Raw genomic sequence first — 15743 nt, 5'->3', positions numbered from 1 at the left:
GGGTTTGGCTCGCCGAAGCGCGAATCCTGGCTCGGCGGTTAACGACATGATTTTGTAAACACCCTCTAAGGCCGAGTCCGCAGGGGCCTGAACGGCCCGGAGGTCGATCGCTGTCCGTGCCGGCCGGGCGCCTTGGATGCGTCCGGCACGCGACTCAGTTCGAATCCACGATCATTTCTGCCATTCCTTCCGGTCCCCGCTCCCAATATTTCACCGGATCCAGTTCGTACCAGCGGTTGACGATGGTGCAGAAGAGTCGCGCCGTCTGCTCCGCATCGTAGATGGCCGAATGGGCTTCGCTATGGAGCCACTGCATGCCGGCCGCCTTCGACGCCTTCGCCAAGACCGTTTGACCGAAGACCAGTCCGCCCAAGGTGACGGTATCGAAGACGCTGAATGCATGGAATGGGTTGCGCTTGAATCCGGTTCGCTCCACGGCCGCTTTGACGAAGCCCAGATCGAAATGGGCGTTGTGTCCGACCAGGATGGCCCGGTTGCACCCGGTCGACTTCACCGCGCGACGTATCGGCGTGAGGATGCGGTTGAGGGCATCCTGCTCGGAGACGGCGTCGCGGAAGGGGTGGTCGGGATCGATCCGGTTGAAGGCGAGCGCGCGTGGATCGATCTCCGAGCCCACGAACGGCAGGACATGGCAGGCCAGTGTCTGTGCCGGTTCGAGCAGGCCGTCGGGCCGCATACGGATGATGACCGCAGCGATTTCGAGCAGTGCGTGGCGTTGTGCATCGAAGCCCGCAGTTTCCACGTCGACGACGACGGGGAGAAAGCCGCGAAAGCGTTGGGCGATGCCGTCTGGGATCAGGTCTTCGTCTCTCATCGCGACAGCATAAGTGGCGGGGCGAAGAATGCCAAATAGATCCTGTCCCGTCGGTCGCTCGAACATCGTTGGGGGCGCTGTTGATGGCGGTGCGGTGTGATAGCATGCGCCCAATCCGTCGGGAGGGGCGTTAGGCATGAAGGTTGAAGAGATGCGAGGGGAAAGGCGGGCTCGTTTTGGGGCGTTGATCGCGGCCCTGCTGGTGGTCGGCTGTGCCTCGAATCCAGAGCGGGTCGCGGATCCGAGAGATCCTCTCGAACCCTACAATCGCGCCGTCTATCGTTTCAACACGGACTTCGACCGCGCCTTCATGCAGCCCGTGGCCAAGGCCTACCAGGCGGTCACGCCCGAGCCGGTCGACCGAGGTGTCACCAATTTCTTCAATAACATCGCTGATTTCACCTCGGCGGTGAACAATGTTCTGCAGTTCAAGATGTCGCGTGCGGGCAGCGATGTCGGCCGTATCTTCATCAACTCGACGGTCGGCGTGCTGGGATTCATCGACGTGGCCACCAATGTGGGTCTGCCGAGCTACAAGGAAGATTTCGGTCAGACGCTGGGCTACTGGGGCGTGGAGCCCGGCGCCTATTTCGTGCTGCCGTTTCTGGGGCCCAGTTCGATTCGAGACACCATCGGTTTAGCCGGCGATATCTACACGGATCCCCTGATCAATCTGCGAGAGGATAAAGTGCGCTGGGGTCTGGTCGGTCTTCGTGTCGTCGATCGGCGCGCCGATCTCCTGACCGCAGGTCAGATCCTCGAAGATGCAGCCATCGATCCCTACAGCTTTCTGCGCGACGTCTATCTGCAGCGTCGTTTGAGCCTCGTCTACGATGGCAACCCGCCGACGGAGGGCGGGCAAAACGACTTCTGGAACGACGTCGATTTCGACGCTAAAGAGAAGCCGTCGACACCTTAGTCGCGCCGAGCGTCTCCTCAGTCGAGGAGGCGCCATCCGATCGATTCTCCCGCACGTAGCGGAACGACCCGGTTCTCTCCGAAGGCGTAGTCGCTCGGTACCCGCCAGGGTTCGCGGCTTAGCCTGATCTTCGTGCTATTGCGTGGCAGGTCATAGAAGTCCGGGCCGAAATGGCTCGCGAATGCCTCCAGCCGTTCGAGTGCCCCCGCCTGTTCGAATGCCTCCGCGTAGAGCTCGATTGCGGCATGGGCGCTGAAGATCCCCGCGCATCCGCAGCCGCATTCCTTGTCCTGCATCGGATGCGGCGCGCTGTCGGTTCCGAGGAAGAACTTGGGGTTTCCGCTGGTCGCGGCCTCGATCAGGGCGGCGCGGTGCGACTCGCGCTTGAGAACCGGCAGGCAGTAGAAATGCGGACGGATACCGCCGGCCAGGATAGCGTTGCGGTTGTAGAGCAGGTGGTGCGGCGTGATGGTGGCGCCGAGTGTGCCGGGTCCCTCGCGTACGAAATCGGCGGCCTCGCGCGTGGTGATGTGCTCGAAGACCACCTTGAGTCCCGGAAAGTCGGCGACGATGCCCGCGAGGCGCCGATCGATGAAGTGCCGTTCGCGATCGAAGATGTCCACCTCGGCGTCCGTGACCTCGCCATGCACCAGCAGCGGCAGCCCCTCGCGTTGCATCGCCTCCAATGCCGGATAGATCAGTCTGAGATCGGTGACCCCGCTCTCCGAGTTGGTCGTGGCGCCTGCTGGATAGAGCTTGCAGGCGAAGACGGCACCACTGGCACGGGCCTCGGAGATCTCGGACGGCGAGGTGCGATCGGTGAGATAGAGCGTCATCAGTGGTTGGAAGTCGCTCCCTTTCGGGAGCGCCGCGAGAATGCGCGCGCGGTAGTCGAGCGCCTGAGCCCTGGTGACGACCGGAGGGCGCAGATTGGGCATGATGATGGCGCGGGCGAATTGGCGCGCGCTCAGTCGAACGGCGTGCGCCATCGCGGCTCCGTCGCGGACGTGCAGGTGCCAGTCGTCCGGGCGGGTGATCTCGAGTGTCGTGGTTGGATTCATCGTCTCTGCGGTTCGCGTTAAAGGACAGGCCGCCCTGTCGAGAGCGGCCTGTGGTCGGTCGTATTGCGGCCTTGAGGCCCTGGCCCGAGGATCTTGCCGATTCAGTTCGCGTTCGGGCCAGCGGCGGTGATGCGCGGGTCGACCTGATCGGAGAACTTGGCGAAGTTGGCTCGGAACATTCCGGCGAGTTTGGCGGCCTGTGCGTCGTAGGCTGCGCCGTCCTTCCAGGTGCTGCGCGGATCCAGGATTTCGCTCGGCACCTCGGGGCAGGACTCGGGGATCTGAAGGCCGAAGAAGGGGTCTGGCCGAGTCGGTATGCAGTCGAGCTTGCCGTCCAGCACCGCATGCACCATGGCGCGGGTGTGCGGGATTCGGATCCGCTCGCCGACGCCGTAGGGGCCGCCGCTCCAACCGGTATTGATGAGCCAGACCTGGGTGCCATGTTTGGCCAGACGCTCGCCGAGCAGTTCGGCATATCGCTGTGGATGCAGCGGCATGAAGGGCGCGCCGTAGCAGGCGCTGAACACCGGCGAAGGCTCGGTGACCCCCTTTTCGGTGCCGGCGACGCGTGCCGTGTAGCCCGAGATGAAGTGATACATGGCCTGCTCCGGCGAGAGCCGGGAGACCGGCGGAAGCACCCCGAAGGCGTCGCAGGTCAGGAAGAGGATGGCTGACGGATGCCCGCCGATGCCGGTCTCGCTGGCGTTCGGGATGGCGCTGATGTGGTAGGCGCCACGGGTATTTTCGGTCAGCGAATCGTCGTCCAAGTTGAGGTGGCGATCCTCCGACTCGACCGTGACATTTTCCAGCACGGTCCCGAAGCGTTGAGTCGTGGCGTAGATCTCGGGCTCTGCCGTGGGCGAGAGCTTGATCATCTTGGCGTAACAACCACCCTCGAAATTGAAGACCCCGTCAGCGCTCCAACCGTGTTCGTCGTCGCCGATGAGGGTGCGCGAGGCATCGGCCGAGAGCGTGGTCTTGCCTGTGCCGCTGAGTCCGAAGAAGAGCGCTGTCTGGCCATCTGGGCCGATGTTCGCCGAGCAATGCATCGGCAGCACCCCGCGAAAAGGCATCAGATAGTTCATCACGGTGAAGAGCGACTTCTTGATCTCGCCGGCATAGCTGGTCCCGCCGATCAGCACCAGGCGCTTGGCGAGGTTCAGAATGACGAATGTTTCGCTGCGGGTGTTGTCCAGGGTCGGGATGGCGTGAAAGCGCGGTACGTCGATGACGGTGAATTCCGGCGCGAGCGTTTCCCGTTCCTCGGGGGTCGGCTGGATGAAGAGGTTGCGCGCGAACAGGCTGTGCCAGGCGTGCTCCGAGATGATGCGTACCGGCATGCGGTATTTCGGATCGGCGCCGACGAAACAGTCCTGCACATAGACCTCTTTCATTTGCAGATAGGAGGCCAGCCGATGGTGCAGCAGATCGAAATGGGCCTCATCGATCGGCCGGTTGACCTCCCCCCACCAGATGTGATCCTTGCTGCTGGGTTCTTCCACGACGAACTTGTCGTTCGCCGAGCGACCGGTATGGTGACCGGTGCGCACGACGAGTGGACCCAGGTGGGATAGGACGCCTTCGCGTGCCCTCAGCGCCTGCTCGTAGAGCGCAGGCGTCGGTAGGTTCCAATAGACGGTTTCGAGGTTGTAGAGGCCGTTTTGATCGAGGGTGTGTTCACTGTTCGGACGTCCGGAAACACGCATGGCAGAGACTCCAACGAATTCAGCCTGATGAGGCGAGCGAGGGGTGACTGAATCGAGACTACACCATAAAGCGGCCTTGCTAAAACAGACAACGAATGCCGACTGGGGGTTGTTGGATTTTTGTCTGCGCCGCGTCAAGAATTGGCGCTTGGGGCGTGTCACGGGGCGAGACCGAGCCAGGAAGGCTCGGTCGTGCGGGAGCGACTCTATTGCTTGGTTTTGGATGAGGGCGCGTTGTTCGTGCTTTGATTCGAGTTGTGCGTCTTCTTCTGCGAGGACCGGCAATAGCCGGAGACTTGTGAGCCGTTCTGTTTCTCGTACCCCTCGACCCAGCGGCAGTCCATTTTGCCCTCACAGGCCGGTCGCTCCAGGCCCTTGCAGGCCGAGGCGGCGAAGGCGCTCGGGGCTCCGATGAGCGAGGCGGCAAGGATGAGCCGGGTGCCGAGGTTGGCGAGATCGGGCGGGGTTCTGGTCATCGCTATCTCCCTTAACGTGCTCGAACGTATGTTGAGGTTTTCACGCCACGTGTTTTTCGCGGCGCTTCGGCAGAAAATAGCGAATAGCGTACACGCAATCAATGGCCGATGAGACCTTCGTCATCTGGTGTGCAGGTCGAGGCTATTGGGAGGGCGTTCGAGCGGCCAGATCCATGTAATGTCGATGAATGCGCTGAATCTGGGGCTCCAGTGTATCCGGAGCCCCCGCGTTGTCGATGATGTCATCGGCGCGGGCGAGACGCACATTGCGAGGGACCTGGGAGGCGATGATGCGTTCGATCTCGGCGATCGGTAGACCGCTGCGTGTTCGAACCCGTTCGATCTGAACGTCTTCCGGCACATCGACCACAAGAATGCGTTGAGCGAGGATCTGCTGTCCGGTCTCGAACAGGAGGGGGACGACCATGACCGCATAGGGCGTGTCGAGTGCGTCGAGGCGTTCGAGCATCATGCGGCGGATAGGTGGGTGCAGAATGGACTCTAGCCGTTTGCGGGCGATCGGATCCTCGAAGACCCGTTGGCGCAAGGCTGCGCGGTCGAGCCGCCCGTCGGAGTGGAAGACGCCGTCACCGAACGCCTCGCGGATGTCCGGCAGCATGGGGCCCTTATCCGCAGTGAGTTCGCGCGAGAGTTGATCGGTATCGATGACTCCAGCGCCCAATTCGGCCAGACGGTCGGCCACGGTGGTCTTACCGCTACCGATGCCGCCCGTCAATGCAACGATCAGCATACGTAGGATCTATCCAAGGCCGGTCATTCTCAGATAGGTCTCATTGATCTGGTCGCCCCAGATGAGACTGATCCAGCCCGCAGCGGCCAAAAAGGGGCCGAAGGGCAGCGGCTTCCCGGATTGGTGGCGTCCGAAGGCGATCAGCAGCCCTCCCAGGACGGCACCCGTCAGTGCGGACAGCAGGACGATCTGCGGCAGATATTGCCAGCCGAGCCAGGCGCCGAAGAGGGCGAGCAGCTTGAAGTCGCCGTATCCCATGCCCTCCTTGCCGGTCGCGAGTCGAAAGAGCTGAAAGACGGTCCAGAGGCTCAGATAGCCGGCCACGGCGCCGATGATTGCCGAACGATCGTCGGTGAAGAGATCGAACAGACTCAGGATCAGTCCCAGCCAGATCATGGGCAGGGTGAGATTGTCCGGGAGCAGTTGGGTGTCCAGATCGATGAAGGCCAGCGCGATCAGGGTCCAGGTGAGGGCCAGGGCGGCTAGGGTCTGCCAGTCGATCCCGAAATGCAGTACCACGACCAGTGTCAGCAGCGCGGTGAATGCCTCGATCAGCGGATAGCGCGGACTGATTCGGGTCTTGCAGTCCGAGCAGCGGCCACGCAGCAGAAGATAGCTGAGGATCGGAATGTTCTCGTAGGCGCGGATGCGATGTCCGCACGCCGGGCAGGTCGAGGGCGGGCTGGAGAGCGTCAGTTGTTCGTGCAGCGGATGTGAGTCCGCTTGCGTCTCGGCGACGAGTTCGGCGCAGTCGCGCCGCCAGCCTGCTTCGAGGATGCGAGGCAGACGCAGGATCACCACGTTGAGGAAGCTTCCGAGAATGGCGCCGAGTAGAAGGGCGCCGCTGTGGAGCAGCCAGGGGTGCTGCTCCAGCACCAGAATCAGATCATCGATCGGCATGGCTCAAACGACCGCTGCCAGCTTGAAGATGGGCAGATACATGGCGACCACCAGACTGCCGACCAGCCCGCCGATCACCACCATGATCATGGGTTCGAGCAGGCTGCTCAGACTGTCGACCGCGTTGTCGACCTGCTCCTCGTAGAAGTCGGCGACCTTGCCCAGCATGTCGTCGAGCGCGCCCGATTCCTCGCCGATGGCCGTCATCTGGATCACCATGTGCGGAAAGATATCGCGTTGTCTCATCGCCAGCTGCAGCGACTGACCGGTCGCCACCTCCTCGCGCATCTTCATGACGGCATCCTGATAGACGATGTTGCCGGTCGCGCCCGCGACCGACTGCAGCGCCTCGACCAGCGGAACGCCAGCGGCGAACATGGTCGAGAGCGTCCGTGCGAAGCGGGCGAGCGCGGCCTTGTTGAGAATGCCGCCGATGACCGGGATCTTGAGGACCGCCCGATCGACGATCTCACGGAAGCGGCGCGAGCGCTTGAAGGTGTAACTGATCACATAGACTGCAGCGCCGATCCCCAGGAAGATTGCCCACCACCAGGCCCTGATGATATCCGAGAGCCCGATCACCATGAGGGTGAAGGCCGGCAGGTCGGCGCCGAAGCTGGTGAAAAGCTCCTTGAACTGGGGGATCACGAACAGCAGGATGACGACGGTCACAATGATGGCGACCGCGATGACCGCCGCCGGATAGAAGAGTGCCTTCTTGACCTTGCCCTTGATGGACTCGGTCTTTTCCTTGTAGATCGCGATCTTGTCGAGCAGGATGTCGAGCACGCCCGCCTGCTCGCCGGCGGCGACCAGGCTGCACACGAGGTCGTCGAAATAGAGTGGATGCTTGGCCATGGCGGGCGCCATTCCGGTTCCGCTTTCGATGTCGGCCTTGATCGAGAGCAGCAGATCCTGCATCGAGGGGTTCTCGTGTCCACGCGCCACGATGTCGAAGGCCTGTACCAGCGGCACGCCGGCGCCCATCATGGTTGCGAGCTGGCGCGTGAAGACGGCGAGGTCGGCGCTCGTGATCTTCTTCTTGCTGCTGAACAGCGGCTTGGGTTTCGGTTTGACTTTGGTCGGGTTGACGCCCTGCCGACGCAGATCGGCACGGACCGCGTTGATGCTGGGCGCGCGGGATTCGCCCTTGACGCGGGTACCGCGTCGATCCATACCCTCCCAGGTGAATACCCGAGCCTGTTCGGCCTGAGCCTTGGCCTTTGGTTTGACCTTGCCTGCCGTTGCCAGCGCCATCGCGATTACTCCGAGCTAGATTATTCCTTGGTGACCCGATTGATCTCTTCCAGGCTGGTGACCCCCGCCTTCACCTTGCGCAGACCCGAACGACGCAGGTCCGAGACGCCCTCGCGTTCCGCCTGCTCGGCCAATTGCATGGCGTTTCCTCCCTCAAGGATCAGGCGCGAGATCTCCTCGGAAACCTGCATCACCTGGAAGATCCCGACACGTCCGCGGTAGCCCTTGGTGCAGTGTTCGCAGCCGACGGGTCCATAGATTTCCAGTCCCTCGTCGATTTCCTCGTCGGTGAAGCCTTCCTCGCGCAATGCCTCCCGAGGTAGATTTACCTGTACGCGGCAATGGACGCATAGCCGTCTCGTAAGACGCTGGGCCATGATGAGCAGCACCGATGAGGCGATATTGAAGGGTGCTACCCCCATGTTGGCGAGACGCGTCAGTGATTGGGGCGCGTCGTTCGTATGCAGCGTCGATAGCACCAAGTGACCTGTTTGCGCCGCCTTGACGGCGATCTCCGCCGTTTCCAGGTCGCGAATCTCACCGACCATGAGGATGTCCGGGTCTTGGCGCAGGAAGGCGCGCAACGCGGCGGCAAAGGTCAGCCCGGTCTTGTTGTTCAGGTTGACCTGATTGATCCCCGCGACCTGAATCTCGACAGGATCCTCGACCGTGGAGATATTGACCTCCGGTTCGTTGAGGATGTTGAGGGCGGTGTAGAGCGACACCGTCTTGCCCGATCCGGTCGGTCCAGTGACCAGTATCATGCCATAGGGCTTCTTGATCGCGCTGAGAAACGCCTCACGTTGCTCGGGCTCGAAGCCGAGTGCCTCGATGCCAACCTGTGCCGAGCTGGAGTCCAGGATTCGCAGAACCACCTTCTCGCCGTAGAGTGTCGGCAGCGTATTGACACGGAAATCGATGTCGCGCGTGCGGCTCAGTTTGAGTTTGATGCGTCCGTCCTGGGGGATGCGCCGCTCGGCGATGTTCATTCGCGACATGACCTTCAGGCGAGCGGTGAGGCGGCTGGCGAGGTTGAGCGGTGGGTTGGCGACCTCGCGCAGCAAGCCGTCCTGACGGAAGCGGACGCGAAAGAATTTCTCGAAGGGCTCGAAGTGGATGTCCGAGGCGCCGGCCGTGATGGCGTCGACCAGGATCTTGTTGACATAGCGGACGATGGGGGCGTCGTCGATGTTGGCATCAGCATCCTCGGCTGCATCCTCGTCGTCCGTGGCGATCTCGAGTTTCTCGAGCTCGGCGTCCATGAAGTCGCCGATCGTGGTGGTGTCCTGGGCCTCGATCGCGGTTTTGATGGCGGCATTGAGCTTGTCTTCCTCGACCAGGATGGCATCGATCGCCAGCCCGGTGTTGAAGCGGATCTCCTCCAGCGCCTTATCGTTGGTCGGGTCGGAGACGGCGACGAAGAGCCGATTGCCGCGGCGCATCAGCGGCAGCGCCCGATGCTTGCTGATCAGCCGCTCGTCGACCAGGGTCGTGGGGAGATTGCTCAGATCCAGAGCGGTCAGGTCGAGTAGCGGCACTCCGAATTCGTGCGAGGCCGCAATGGCGATGCGCCGGCTATCCAGCAGTCGTTGCTCGACCAGATGACGGACGAAGCCCTTGTTTTGCTGGGCGGCCTCCTCGTAGGTCGCGAGCATCTGCTGCTCGGAAATGAGCTGATCCCTGACCAGCCGCCAGGCCAGGCCGGAAGGTTTGATTGTGCTGGCGTGCTCCGTCGACATTGGCTGCATTTCCCGTCGTGACATCCACGGATTATCCCTCGCCGAGTCCGAGCCGATGCGGTTGGCTTGGTGCTCGTGGGGCGAGATGTTCTGCAGCGAGCTAGTCGAGGCAGGGGAATGTCGATCGCCAGGCCCAGCTCGCGGATCGATCGCTACCCGGTGCGGTTGGTCATTCGAATCCCCTATCGATTGACCGAAAAGGCCAATCTGACATTGTTGGCGACCAAGCCGTTGTCCTTCTGCTCGCTCTCGTTCACATAGAATTCGAGGATGGTTTCGCGATTCAATAGCAGATCCTCCGTGACCTCGTCGGCGAGTTCGTTGGCGTGGCAGAAGACGCTCGTATAGGGCGAAAGCGGCTCGCGGGGGTCGGTAATCCAGAGGTTGGGCGAGATGTCGTTCATGATCCGCAGGAAACCGTAGCCCTTGTCCGGGAACCATTTGGTGCAGACGCCGCGGACGCATGAGGACGGCTGTCCCCATTCGTTGCGAGGCTCATAGGCGATCGGCAGCAGGTCCGGTATCAAAAAGCCGGAATAGAAATTGTCGACCTTCTCCTTGAGTCGGCGCGAGACGTTCTTGAAGCCGATCAGTTCGACTCGGCAGCCGGTATTCTGTAGAGCCTCGACCACTTGGAGAAAATCGCCATCGCCTGTGACCAGCAGGACCTGATCGAGCCGATTGACCTGTAGCATGGCATCCACGGCCATGTCCAGGTCGGCATTGGCCTTGGTCGTGACGTTGCCGTTGTCGTCCGTGTACCGGCGGACCTCCTTGACGGTGATCTTCCAGCCGAAGTCGCGGACCATCTGCTGATAGGTTTGCGCCTTCTTTCTGTACTCCAGATCTTCCCGCGAGCGCTCCACATCGAACGCCATATAGGTGTTGAGTCGTTGCAGAATGCCGCCCTCGCGCGCCGCGAAACGTCGCAACACATCGTAGCGCATCTGGTAACCACCGTTGTAGCGGATGTTTTCGGCGTCGACGAAGACTCCTACTCGAAAATTTGCACCCAAACTAGACCTCGTTCATACAGCGTAAGCAACCAAGCGACTGACCTCTTCAAGAGGTCGGCGGCTGGCCGTTGTGGTAGTGAAAATCCGTTATGGACATCGGGCTTCCCTAGTAGTTCGACGGTTGGGGCCGGCTGGTGGGAGGGGCGGCGGCCTCGACGAAGGACGTGGGGATTGAGAAGGTAGCACAGCGCGACCTGTGGGGTGGAGCGGGCTGCAGGCATCGGAACGTAGGGGGCGCCCGCCGATCCCCCGGATCGGCGGGCGTGCGTCTTAGGCGCCTTAGCGATTTGCGCGGTTATCGATCAGATCGTTCACCACGGTCGGATCGGCGAGGGTCGAGGTATCGCCCAGCGAATCGATTTCGTTGGCTGCAATCTTGCGCAGGATGCGGCGCATGATTTTTCCGGAGCGAGTCTTCGGCAGGCCAGGCGCCCATTGGATGACATCGACCGTTGCGATCGGGCCGATCTCTCCGCGCACCATGGCGACCAACTCCTTCTTGAGTTCGTCGCTCGGGTCGACGCCGGCCATCGGGGTCACATAGGCGTAGATGCCCTGACCCTTGAGGTCGTGCGGATAGCCGACGACGGCCGCCTCGGCGACGTGCGGATGCAACACCAATGCGGACTCGATCTCGGCGGTGCCCAGGCGGTGGCCGGAGACGTTGAGCACGTCGTCGATACGCCCGGTGATCCAGTAGTAGCCGTCGGCATCGCGCCTGGCACCGTCACCGGTAAAGTAGTTCCCGGGGTACTGCTTGAAATAGGTGTCGATGAAGCGCTGATGGTCGCCGTAGACGGTGCGCATCATCGCCGGCCAAGGGTGCGACAGCACCAGCGCACCCTCGCCTGCGCCCTGGATCGGGGTGCCCTCGGCCGGGTCGACCAGCGCGGGAGCGACGCCGAAGAAGGGACGGCTTGCCGAGCCCGGCTTCAGCGGCGTGGCGCCCGGTAGCGGGGTGATGAGGTGGCCGCCTGTTTCGGTTTGCCACCAGGTATCGACAATCGGGCAACGCGCGTCGCCAACCACGCGGTAGTACCACTCCCAGGCTTCGGGATTGATCGGCTCGCCGACCGAACCCAGGATGCGCAGCGATTTGCGCGAGGTCTTTTTGACCGGCTCCTCGCCGGCGCGCATCAGCGAGCGGATGGCGGTCGGGGCGGTATAGAAGATGGCGACGTTATGCTTGTCGACGACCTCCCAGAAGCGCGACATGTCCGGATAGTTCGGGATGCCCTCGAACATCAGCGAGGTTGCGCCATTGGCCAACGGACCATAGACGATGTAGGTGTGTCCGGTGACCCAGCCGACGTCCGCCGTGCACCAATAGACCTCGCCGTCCTGGTAGTCGAAGGTGTATTTGTGGGTCATGGCCGCATAGACCAGATAGCCGCCGGTGGTGTGCAGCACACCCTTCGGCTTGCCGGTCGAGCCGGAGGTATAGAGGACGAAGAGCGGATCTTCGGCATCCATGTCCACGGGCGGGCAGTCGGTGGAGGCGTTGGCCATGGCCTCGTCGTACCAGAGGTCGCGGCCCTCGGTCCACTCGACGTTGCCGCCGGTGCGGCGCACCACCACCAGGGTTTCGACGTTGGGGCATTCCTGCAGCGCGACGTCGGCGTTTTTCTTGAGCGGGATGTGGCGTCCTCCGCGCACGCTCTCGTCGGAGGTGATGACCAGCTTGCACTCGGAATCGAGCACGCGGTCGCGTAACGAGTCGGGCGAGAAGCCGCCGAAGACGATGGAGTGCACCGCGCCGATGCGGGTGCAGGCCAGCATGGCGACCGCCGCCTCGGGGATCATCGGCAGATAGATGCAGACGCGGTCGCCCTTCTGGACGCCGCGTGCCTTGAAGACGTTTGCCAGCTTGCAGACCTCCGCGTGCAGCTCGCGGTAGGTGATCTTACGGTCCTCGTTCGGGTTGTCGCCTTCCCAGATGATGGCCACCTGATCGCCACGGGTCTCCAGATGACGGTCCAGGCAGTTGTAGGAAACGTTCAGCTTGCCGCCGTCGAACCACTTGATGTGCAGATCGTCCGGATTGAAGCTGTAGTCGAGCACGCTGTCCCATTTCTTGCTCCAGGTGACGAACTGCTCCGCCTGTTCCGCCCAGAAACCCTTGGGATCATCGACCGAACGCTGATACATCGCTGCATACTGCTCGGCATTGACATGGGTCTTCGCGGCGATTTCCGCAGGTACTGCATAGACCTTTTCTTCTGACATAGGTGTCATCTCCTCAGCTCTGGGTTGTCATGTGATCGGCGCCAGCAGACCCATTCTATTGTTCAGGTGTGATTGTGCGCTGGCTGCGGGTGATAGCGAATAGTAAACCGGCAAACGCAAAAGTATCTAGCCGTGAACCAGTTCGGTTAGGGGTTTCTACCTATTATTAACAGAGAAACTCGGCGAGTTTCAGGTTTTTTCCATCATCGCGATAGGCGGCCTGCGCAAGGAAAAGCTCGGCTGCAGCGATCGCGTCGCTCAGCGCATTATGGGCGCTGTAACGGGGCAGGTTATAGCGGTGCCCAAGCGCATGGAGGCGCAGGTCGGATGGCTTGAATGGAATCTGGCGCCGCTCGAAGGTCCGGAAGGCCAGTTCCTGGGTGTCGATGATCGGCATCAGCAGCCCCTTGCCCCAGCATTCCTTGCAGGCCTTCGATAGGAAACTCTCCTCAATGTGGGCGTGGTGGGCGATCATCACCTTCCCGGCCAAATGTTCGAGCATCTCTTCCATGACCTCGGCGAGTTCCTGCCCCCGTGCCGATTGATCGTCGGTGATCTGGTGGATCACGGCGCTCGCTTCCGGGATGGCGCGATCGATCCGTACCACGCGGTGGCGCGCGGTCGAGAGATCGACCCGGATGCCGCGCACGGTCACATAGCCGACGCTGAGAATCAGGTCGCGTTTGCAGTCGAGGCCGGTCGTCTCCAGATCGATCGCCAGATACTCGACGTCACGGTAGTCCCGGTTGGCGAGCGGGAATGGCTGCTCCAGATAGCCATGCAACGGTCCCTGAGGGGCGCGGTGCAGGCGCCAGCGTCTTCGCCAGTCGATGAATAGCGGCATCGATGGTCTCTGTGGCGGGCGGCGCTAAGCGAAGCGCCCGGTTTGATGCCGTTGTCCGAGCGACTCCTGCATGGTGTTGATATAGAGGAAGGCATCTTTCAGATGTCCGCGCTCCAAGGGCGACAGCTCGTCCGGCGCCAGGAAGTTGTTCGCTTTGCCTCCCTGGCGTAGTTGACGCGCCTGGTGGCGCATGCGCAGCGTGCCGATGAACTCGAAGGCGTCGATCAGATTTGCGGCGCCGTCCTTGCTCAATGCCCCGCATTCGGCGGCTGCCTGCAGACGCTCGATGGTATTGGTCTCGCTCAGTCCCGCCGAGAGCGAATACACCCGCGCCAGGTCGATGATGGGCACGGTGCCTCGGTGCTTGATGTCGAAGGTATGGTCGTGGTCGCCGCCGTGGATCAGCACGATGTTGCGGAAGAATCCCAAGGGCGGGCGGTTCTTGAGCGCGTTGGCTGCCATGTAGGCGATGAAGATGCGGTTGGTGCGCGAGCGTTGCAGCACGCGCTCCTGCAACTCGCCGAAGAGGTGTTCGGGATCGCGGACTGGGCGCAGGTCGAAGAAGACGCTCGACAGCATGAGCGCCATGGGTTCCGGTTTGAGGATCCAGTTGACGAAATATTTGTTCCAGATGTGCAGCGGCTGGCGCCATTTCGGGTTGGACGCCATCACATCGCCCGGACAGTAGATGAAGCCGCAGGCGTTGAGCCCGTCGTTGACGAATTTGGCGAGTGCGGCGAAGTAGGGCTCGTGCTCGGGTTTGGCCAGGTCCGAGAGGAGCAGGGCGTTATCCTGATCCGAGTGGGACGACTGCTCGCGTCGGGCCTGGGATCCGCCGACCAGCCAGGCGTAGGGCACGGGCGGCGCACCGAGATCGGCCTCGGCCAGCTCGATCAGCCGCAGCGTGATGGCGTCGGTGATGGCGCTGACGGCCTGTCCCACATGATTCGAGGTGGCGCCGGCCGTGACCAGATGGACCTGCAGCTCGGGCACCTTGGAGCTGATTTGCACCAGTGTCTCGACCGAGTCGGCGCGATGGATGTCGCCCACCAGATAGACCGAATTGGCGCTCTGGAAGCGAGTCAGATCCGTGGAGGACAGGAGCCCGGCAACCTGCTTGTCGTCGTCCAGAACCGGCAGGTGGTGGACGTTGAGCCGTGTCATGGTGATGAGCGCCTGGAAGCCCAGCGTCTCCATGTCCACGCTGGTCAGCTCCGAGGTCATGATGTCGCGCACCGGACGGTCCGTCGGCAGTCCGGCGGCGACGCAGCGGTTGCGCAGATCCCGGTCCGTGATCATGCCCGCCAGCCGTTCGCCTTCCATGACGAGGAGCGAGGAGACGTGGTGCTCGGACATGATCGTGGCCGCCTCGCGGATGCTGGTGTCCGGATGCGTGGTGATGGGCGCGCGATTGATCATGTCGCGCACCTTGACCGTCATGAGTCCGGTGCCCGCCGGAGGGGTCTCGATCATCACGTCCAGCGCCTTGCGCAGACGGTTCGAGATGGACTGCTCGAAATGCTCGGCGAAGGCGGTGTGCTCGCGCCTCAGCTGGGTCAGTTCGTCGCAGGGCAATGCATAGACGAGCGTGTCCTCGACAGGGCTGGCCCGATAGTCGATTTCATCGCGATTCGCGCGGCAGTGGATGTCGCAGAGGTCGCCTTCAGCCAGCTTGCCAATCAGCTCTCCCTGCGGGTCGCGCAGCTCGATCGCGCCCTTGCGCAGGATGTAGAGGCACGCAGGGGTTTCGTCGTCGGGTGGGAAGTCGCTTCCGCGCCGGAAATAGCGGATCGAGAGCCGTTTCGGGAGGCGCGCGAGCGTCTCCTCGGGCAGCTGATCGAAGGGAGGGTGGCTGGCCAGGAATTCCTGGATCTCGATCAGTTCGATATCCATCGCGATAGACCCTGTCGTTGCTGTCAAGAAACCTGAAACTGCAGACGAATCACGGCGATTTCAGCGGGGTTGGTCGTCGTCTGGGTAAGGCGCGCTTCAGGTCGCCGCAAAAAGCCCCGC

At 62.2% G+C, this 15743-nt stretch carries 13 protein-coding genes; 1 reads left to right on the top strand and 12 read right to left on the bottom strand.

What is annotated here, in order from left to right:
• Nucleotides 1–154: 154 nt before the first annotated feature.
• The gene (gene rnt / locus ACFSJC_RS19890; protein WP_386029065.1) at nt 155–835 is read right to left on the bottom strand and encodes a ribonuclease T; all 681 of its coding nucleotides are present in this window, start codon (nt 833–835) and stop codon (nt 155–157) included.
• A gap of 136 nt (nt 836–971) precedes the next feature.
• Between rnt and ACFSJC_RS19885 the strand changes: the two genes are divergently transcribed.
• The gene (locus ACFSJC_RS19885) at nt 972–1754 is read left to right on the top strand and encodes an MlaA family lipoprotein (protein ID WP_386029063.1); all 783 of its coding nucleotides are present in this window, start codon (nt 972–974) and stop codon (nt 1752–1754) included.
• A gap of 17 nt (nt 1755–1771) precedes the next feature.
• Here the strand turns inward: ACFSJC_RS19885 and pyrC are convergent, their stop codons facing one another.
• The 11 genes from pyrC to ACFSJC_RS19830 all read right to left on the bottom strand — a co-directional run bounded on the left by pyrC (nt 1772) and on the right by ACFSJC_RS19830 (nt 15623).
• Entirely contained in the window at nt 1772–2815 is a 1044-nt protein-coding gene (pyrC, locus tag ACFSJC_RS19880) for a dihydroorotase (protein WP_386029061.1), read from the bottom strand.
• A gap of 101 nt (nt 2816–2916) precedes the next feature.
• A complete protein-coding gene (gene pckA / locus ACFSJC_RS19875; protein ID WP_386029059.1) occupies nt 2917–4521 on the bottom strand; it encodes a phosphoenolpyruvate carboxykinase (ATP) in 1605 nt (534 codons plus the stop codon).
• Nucleotides 4522–4727: 206 nt separating this feature from the next.
• Entirely contained in the window at nt 4728–4997 is a 270-nt protein-coding gene (locus ACFSJC_RS19870; RefSeq protein WP_386029057.1) for a hypothetical protein, read from the bottom strand.
• Nucleotides 4998–5139: 142 nt separating this feature from the next.
• Nucleotides 5140–5748 carry a dephospho-CoA kinase gene (coaE, locus tag ACFSJC_RS19865; protein WP_386029055.1) on the bottom strand — a complete coding sequence of 203 codons (609 nt, stop codon included), beginning with the start codon at nt 5746–5748 and terminating at the stop codon, nt 5140–5142.
• Between the two features lie 9 nt (nt 5749–5757).
• Nucleotides 5758–6648: a prepilin peptidase gene (locus ACFSJC_RS19860; RefSeq protein ID WP_386029053.1), complete on the bottom strand. Its 891-nt coding sequence runs from the start codon at nt 6646–6648 to the stop codon at nt 5758–5760.
• Nucleotides 6649–6651: 3 nt separating this feature from the next.
• Nucleotides 6652–7905, bottom strand: a complete 1254-nt coding sequence (locus ACFSJC_RS19855; RefSeq protein ID WP_386029051.1) for a type II secretion system F family protein — start codon at nt 7903–7905, stop codon at nt 6652–6654.
• Between the two features lie 20 nt (nt 7906–7925).
• The gene (gene pilB, locus ACFSJC_RS19850; RefSeq protein WP_386029049.1) at nt 7926–9644 is read right to left on the bottom strand and encodes a type IV-A pilus assembly ATPase PilB; all 1719 of its coding nucleotides are present in this window, start codon (nt 9642–9644) and stop codon (nt 7926–7928) included.
• A 182-nt stretch (nt 9645–9826) separates the two neighbouring features.
• Nucleotides 9827–10660: an NYN domain-containing protein gene (locus ACFSJC_RS19845; RefSeq protein WP_386029047.1), complete on the bottom strand. Its 834-nt coding sequence runs from the start codon at nt 10658–10660 to the stop codon at nt 9827–9829.
• Between the two features lie 279 nt (nt 10661–10939).
• Nucleotides 10940–12886, bottom strand: coding sequence for an acetate--CoA ligase (gene acs, locus ACFSJC_RS19840; RefSeq protein ID WP_386029045.1), 1947 nt, complete (start codon nt 12884–12886; stop codon nt 10940–10942).
• Between the two features lie 166 nt (nt 12887–13052).
• Nucleotides 13053–13730: an exonuclease domain-containing protein gene (locus tag ACFSJC_RS19835; RefSeq protein WP_386029043.1), complete on the bottom strand. Its 678-nt coding sequence runs from the start codon at nt 13728–13730 to the stop codon at nt 13053–13055.
• 24 nt (nt 13731–13754) lie between these two features.
• Entirely contained in the window at nt 13755–15623 is a 1869-nt protein-coding gene (locus ACFSJC_RS19830) for a putative nucleotidyltransferase substrate binding domain-containing protein (RefSeq protein ID WP_386029041.1), read from the bottom strand.
• Nucleotides 15624–15743: the final 120 nt, after the last annotated feature.

This window comes from Thiorhodococcus fuscus, from assembly GCF_042682685.1.
Lineage (GTDB): Bacteria > Pseudomonadota > Gammaproteobacteria > Chromatiales > Chromatiaceae > Imhoffiella > Imhoffiella fuscus.
This window is presented reverse-complemented; position numbering and strand designations above follow the sequence as displayed.

What these genes read in the sequence shown, in the direction of transcription:
- pilB (WP_386029049.1), bottom strand. Translation starts at nt 9,644, where the DNA reads ATGTCGACGGAGCACGCCAGCACAATCAAACCTTCCGGCCTGGCCTGG.
- ACFSJC_RS19855 (WP_386029051.1), bottom strand. Translation starts at nt 7,905, where the DNA reads ATGGCGCTGGCAACGGCAGGCAAGGTCAAACCAAAGGCCAAGGCTCAG.
- ACFSJC_RS19830 (WP_386029041.1), bottom strand. Translation starts at nt 15,623, where the DNA reads ATGGATATCGAACTGATCGAGATCCAGGAATTCCTGGCCAGCCACCCT.
- ACFSJC_RS19835 (WP_386029043.1), bottom strand. Translation starts at nt 13,730, where the DNA reads ATGCCGCTATTCATCGACTGGCGAAGACGCTGGCGCCTGCACCGCGCC.
- acs (WP_386029045.1), bottom strand. Translation starts at nt 12,886, where the DNA reads ATGTCAGAAGAAAAGGTCTATGCAGTACCTGCGGAAATCGCCGCGAAG.
- pckA (WP_386029059.1), bottom strand. Translation starts at nt 4,521, where the DNA reads ATGCGTGTTTCCGGACGTCCGAACAGTGAACACACCCTCGATCAAAAC.
- ACFSJC_RS19885 (WP_386029063.1), top strand. Translation starts at nt 972, where the DNA reads ATGAAGGTTGAAGAGATGCGAGGGGAAAGGCGGGCTCGTTTTGGGGCG.
- ACFSJC_RS19870 (WP_386029057.1), bottom strand. Translation starts at nt 4,997, where the DNA reads ATGACCAGAACCCCGCCCGATCTCGCCAACCTCGGCACCCGGCTCATC.
- coaE (WP_386029055.1), bottom strand. Translation starts at nt 5,748, where the DNA reads ATGCTGATCGTTGCATTGACGGGCGGCATCGGTAGCGGTAAGACCACC.
- rnt (WP_386029065.1), bottom strand. Translation starts at nt 835, where the DNA reads ATGAGAGACGAAGACCTGATCCCAGACGGCATCGCCCAACGCTTTCGC.
- pyrC (WP_386029061.1), bottom strand. Translation starts at nt 2,815, where the DNA reads ATGAATCCAACCACGACACTCGAGATCACCCGCCCGGACGACTGGCAC.
- ACFSJC_RS19860 (WP_386029053.1), bottom strand. Translation starts at nt 6,648, where the DNA reads ATGCCGATCGATGATCTGATTCTGGTGCTGGAGCAGCACCCCTGGCTG.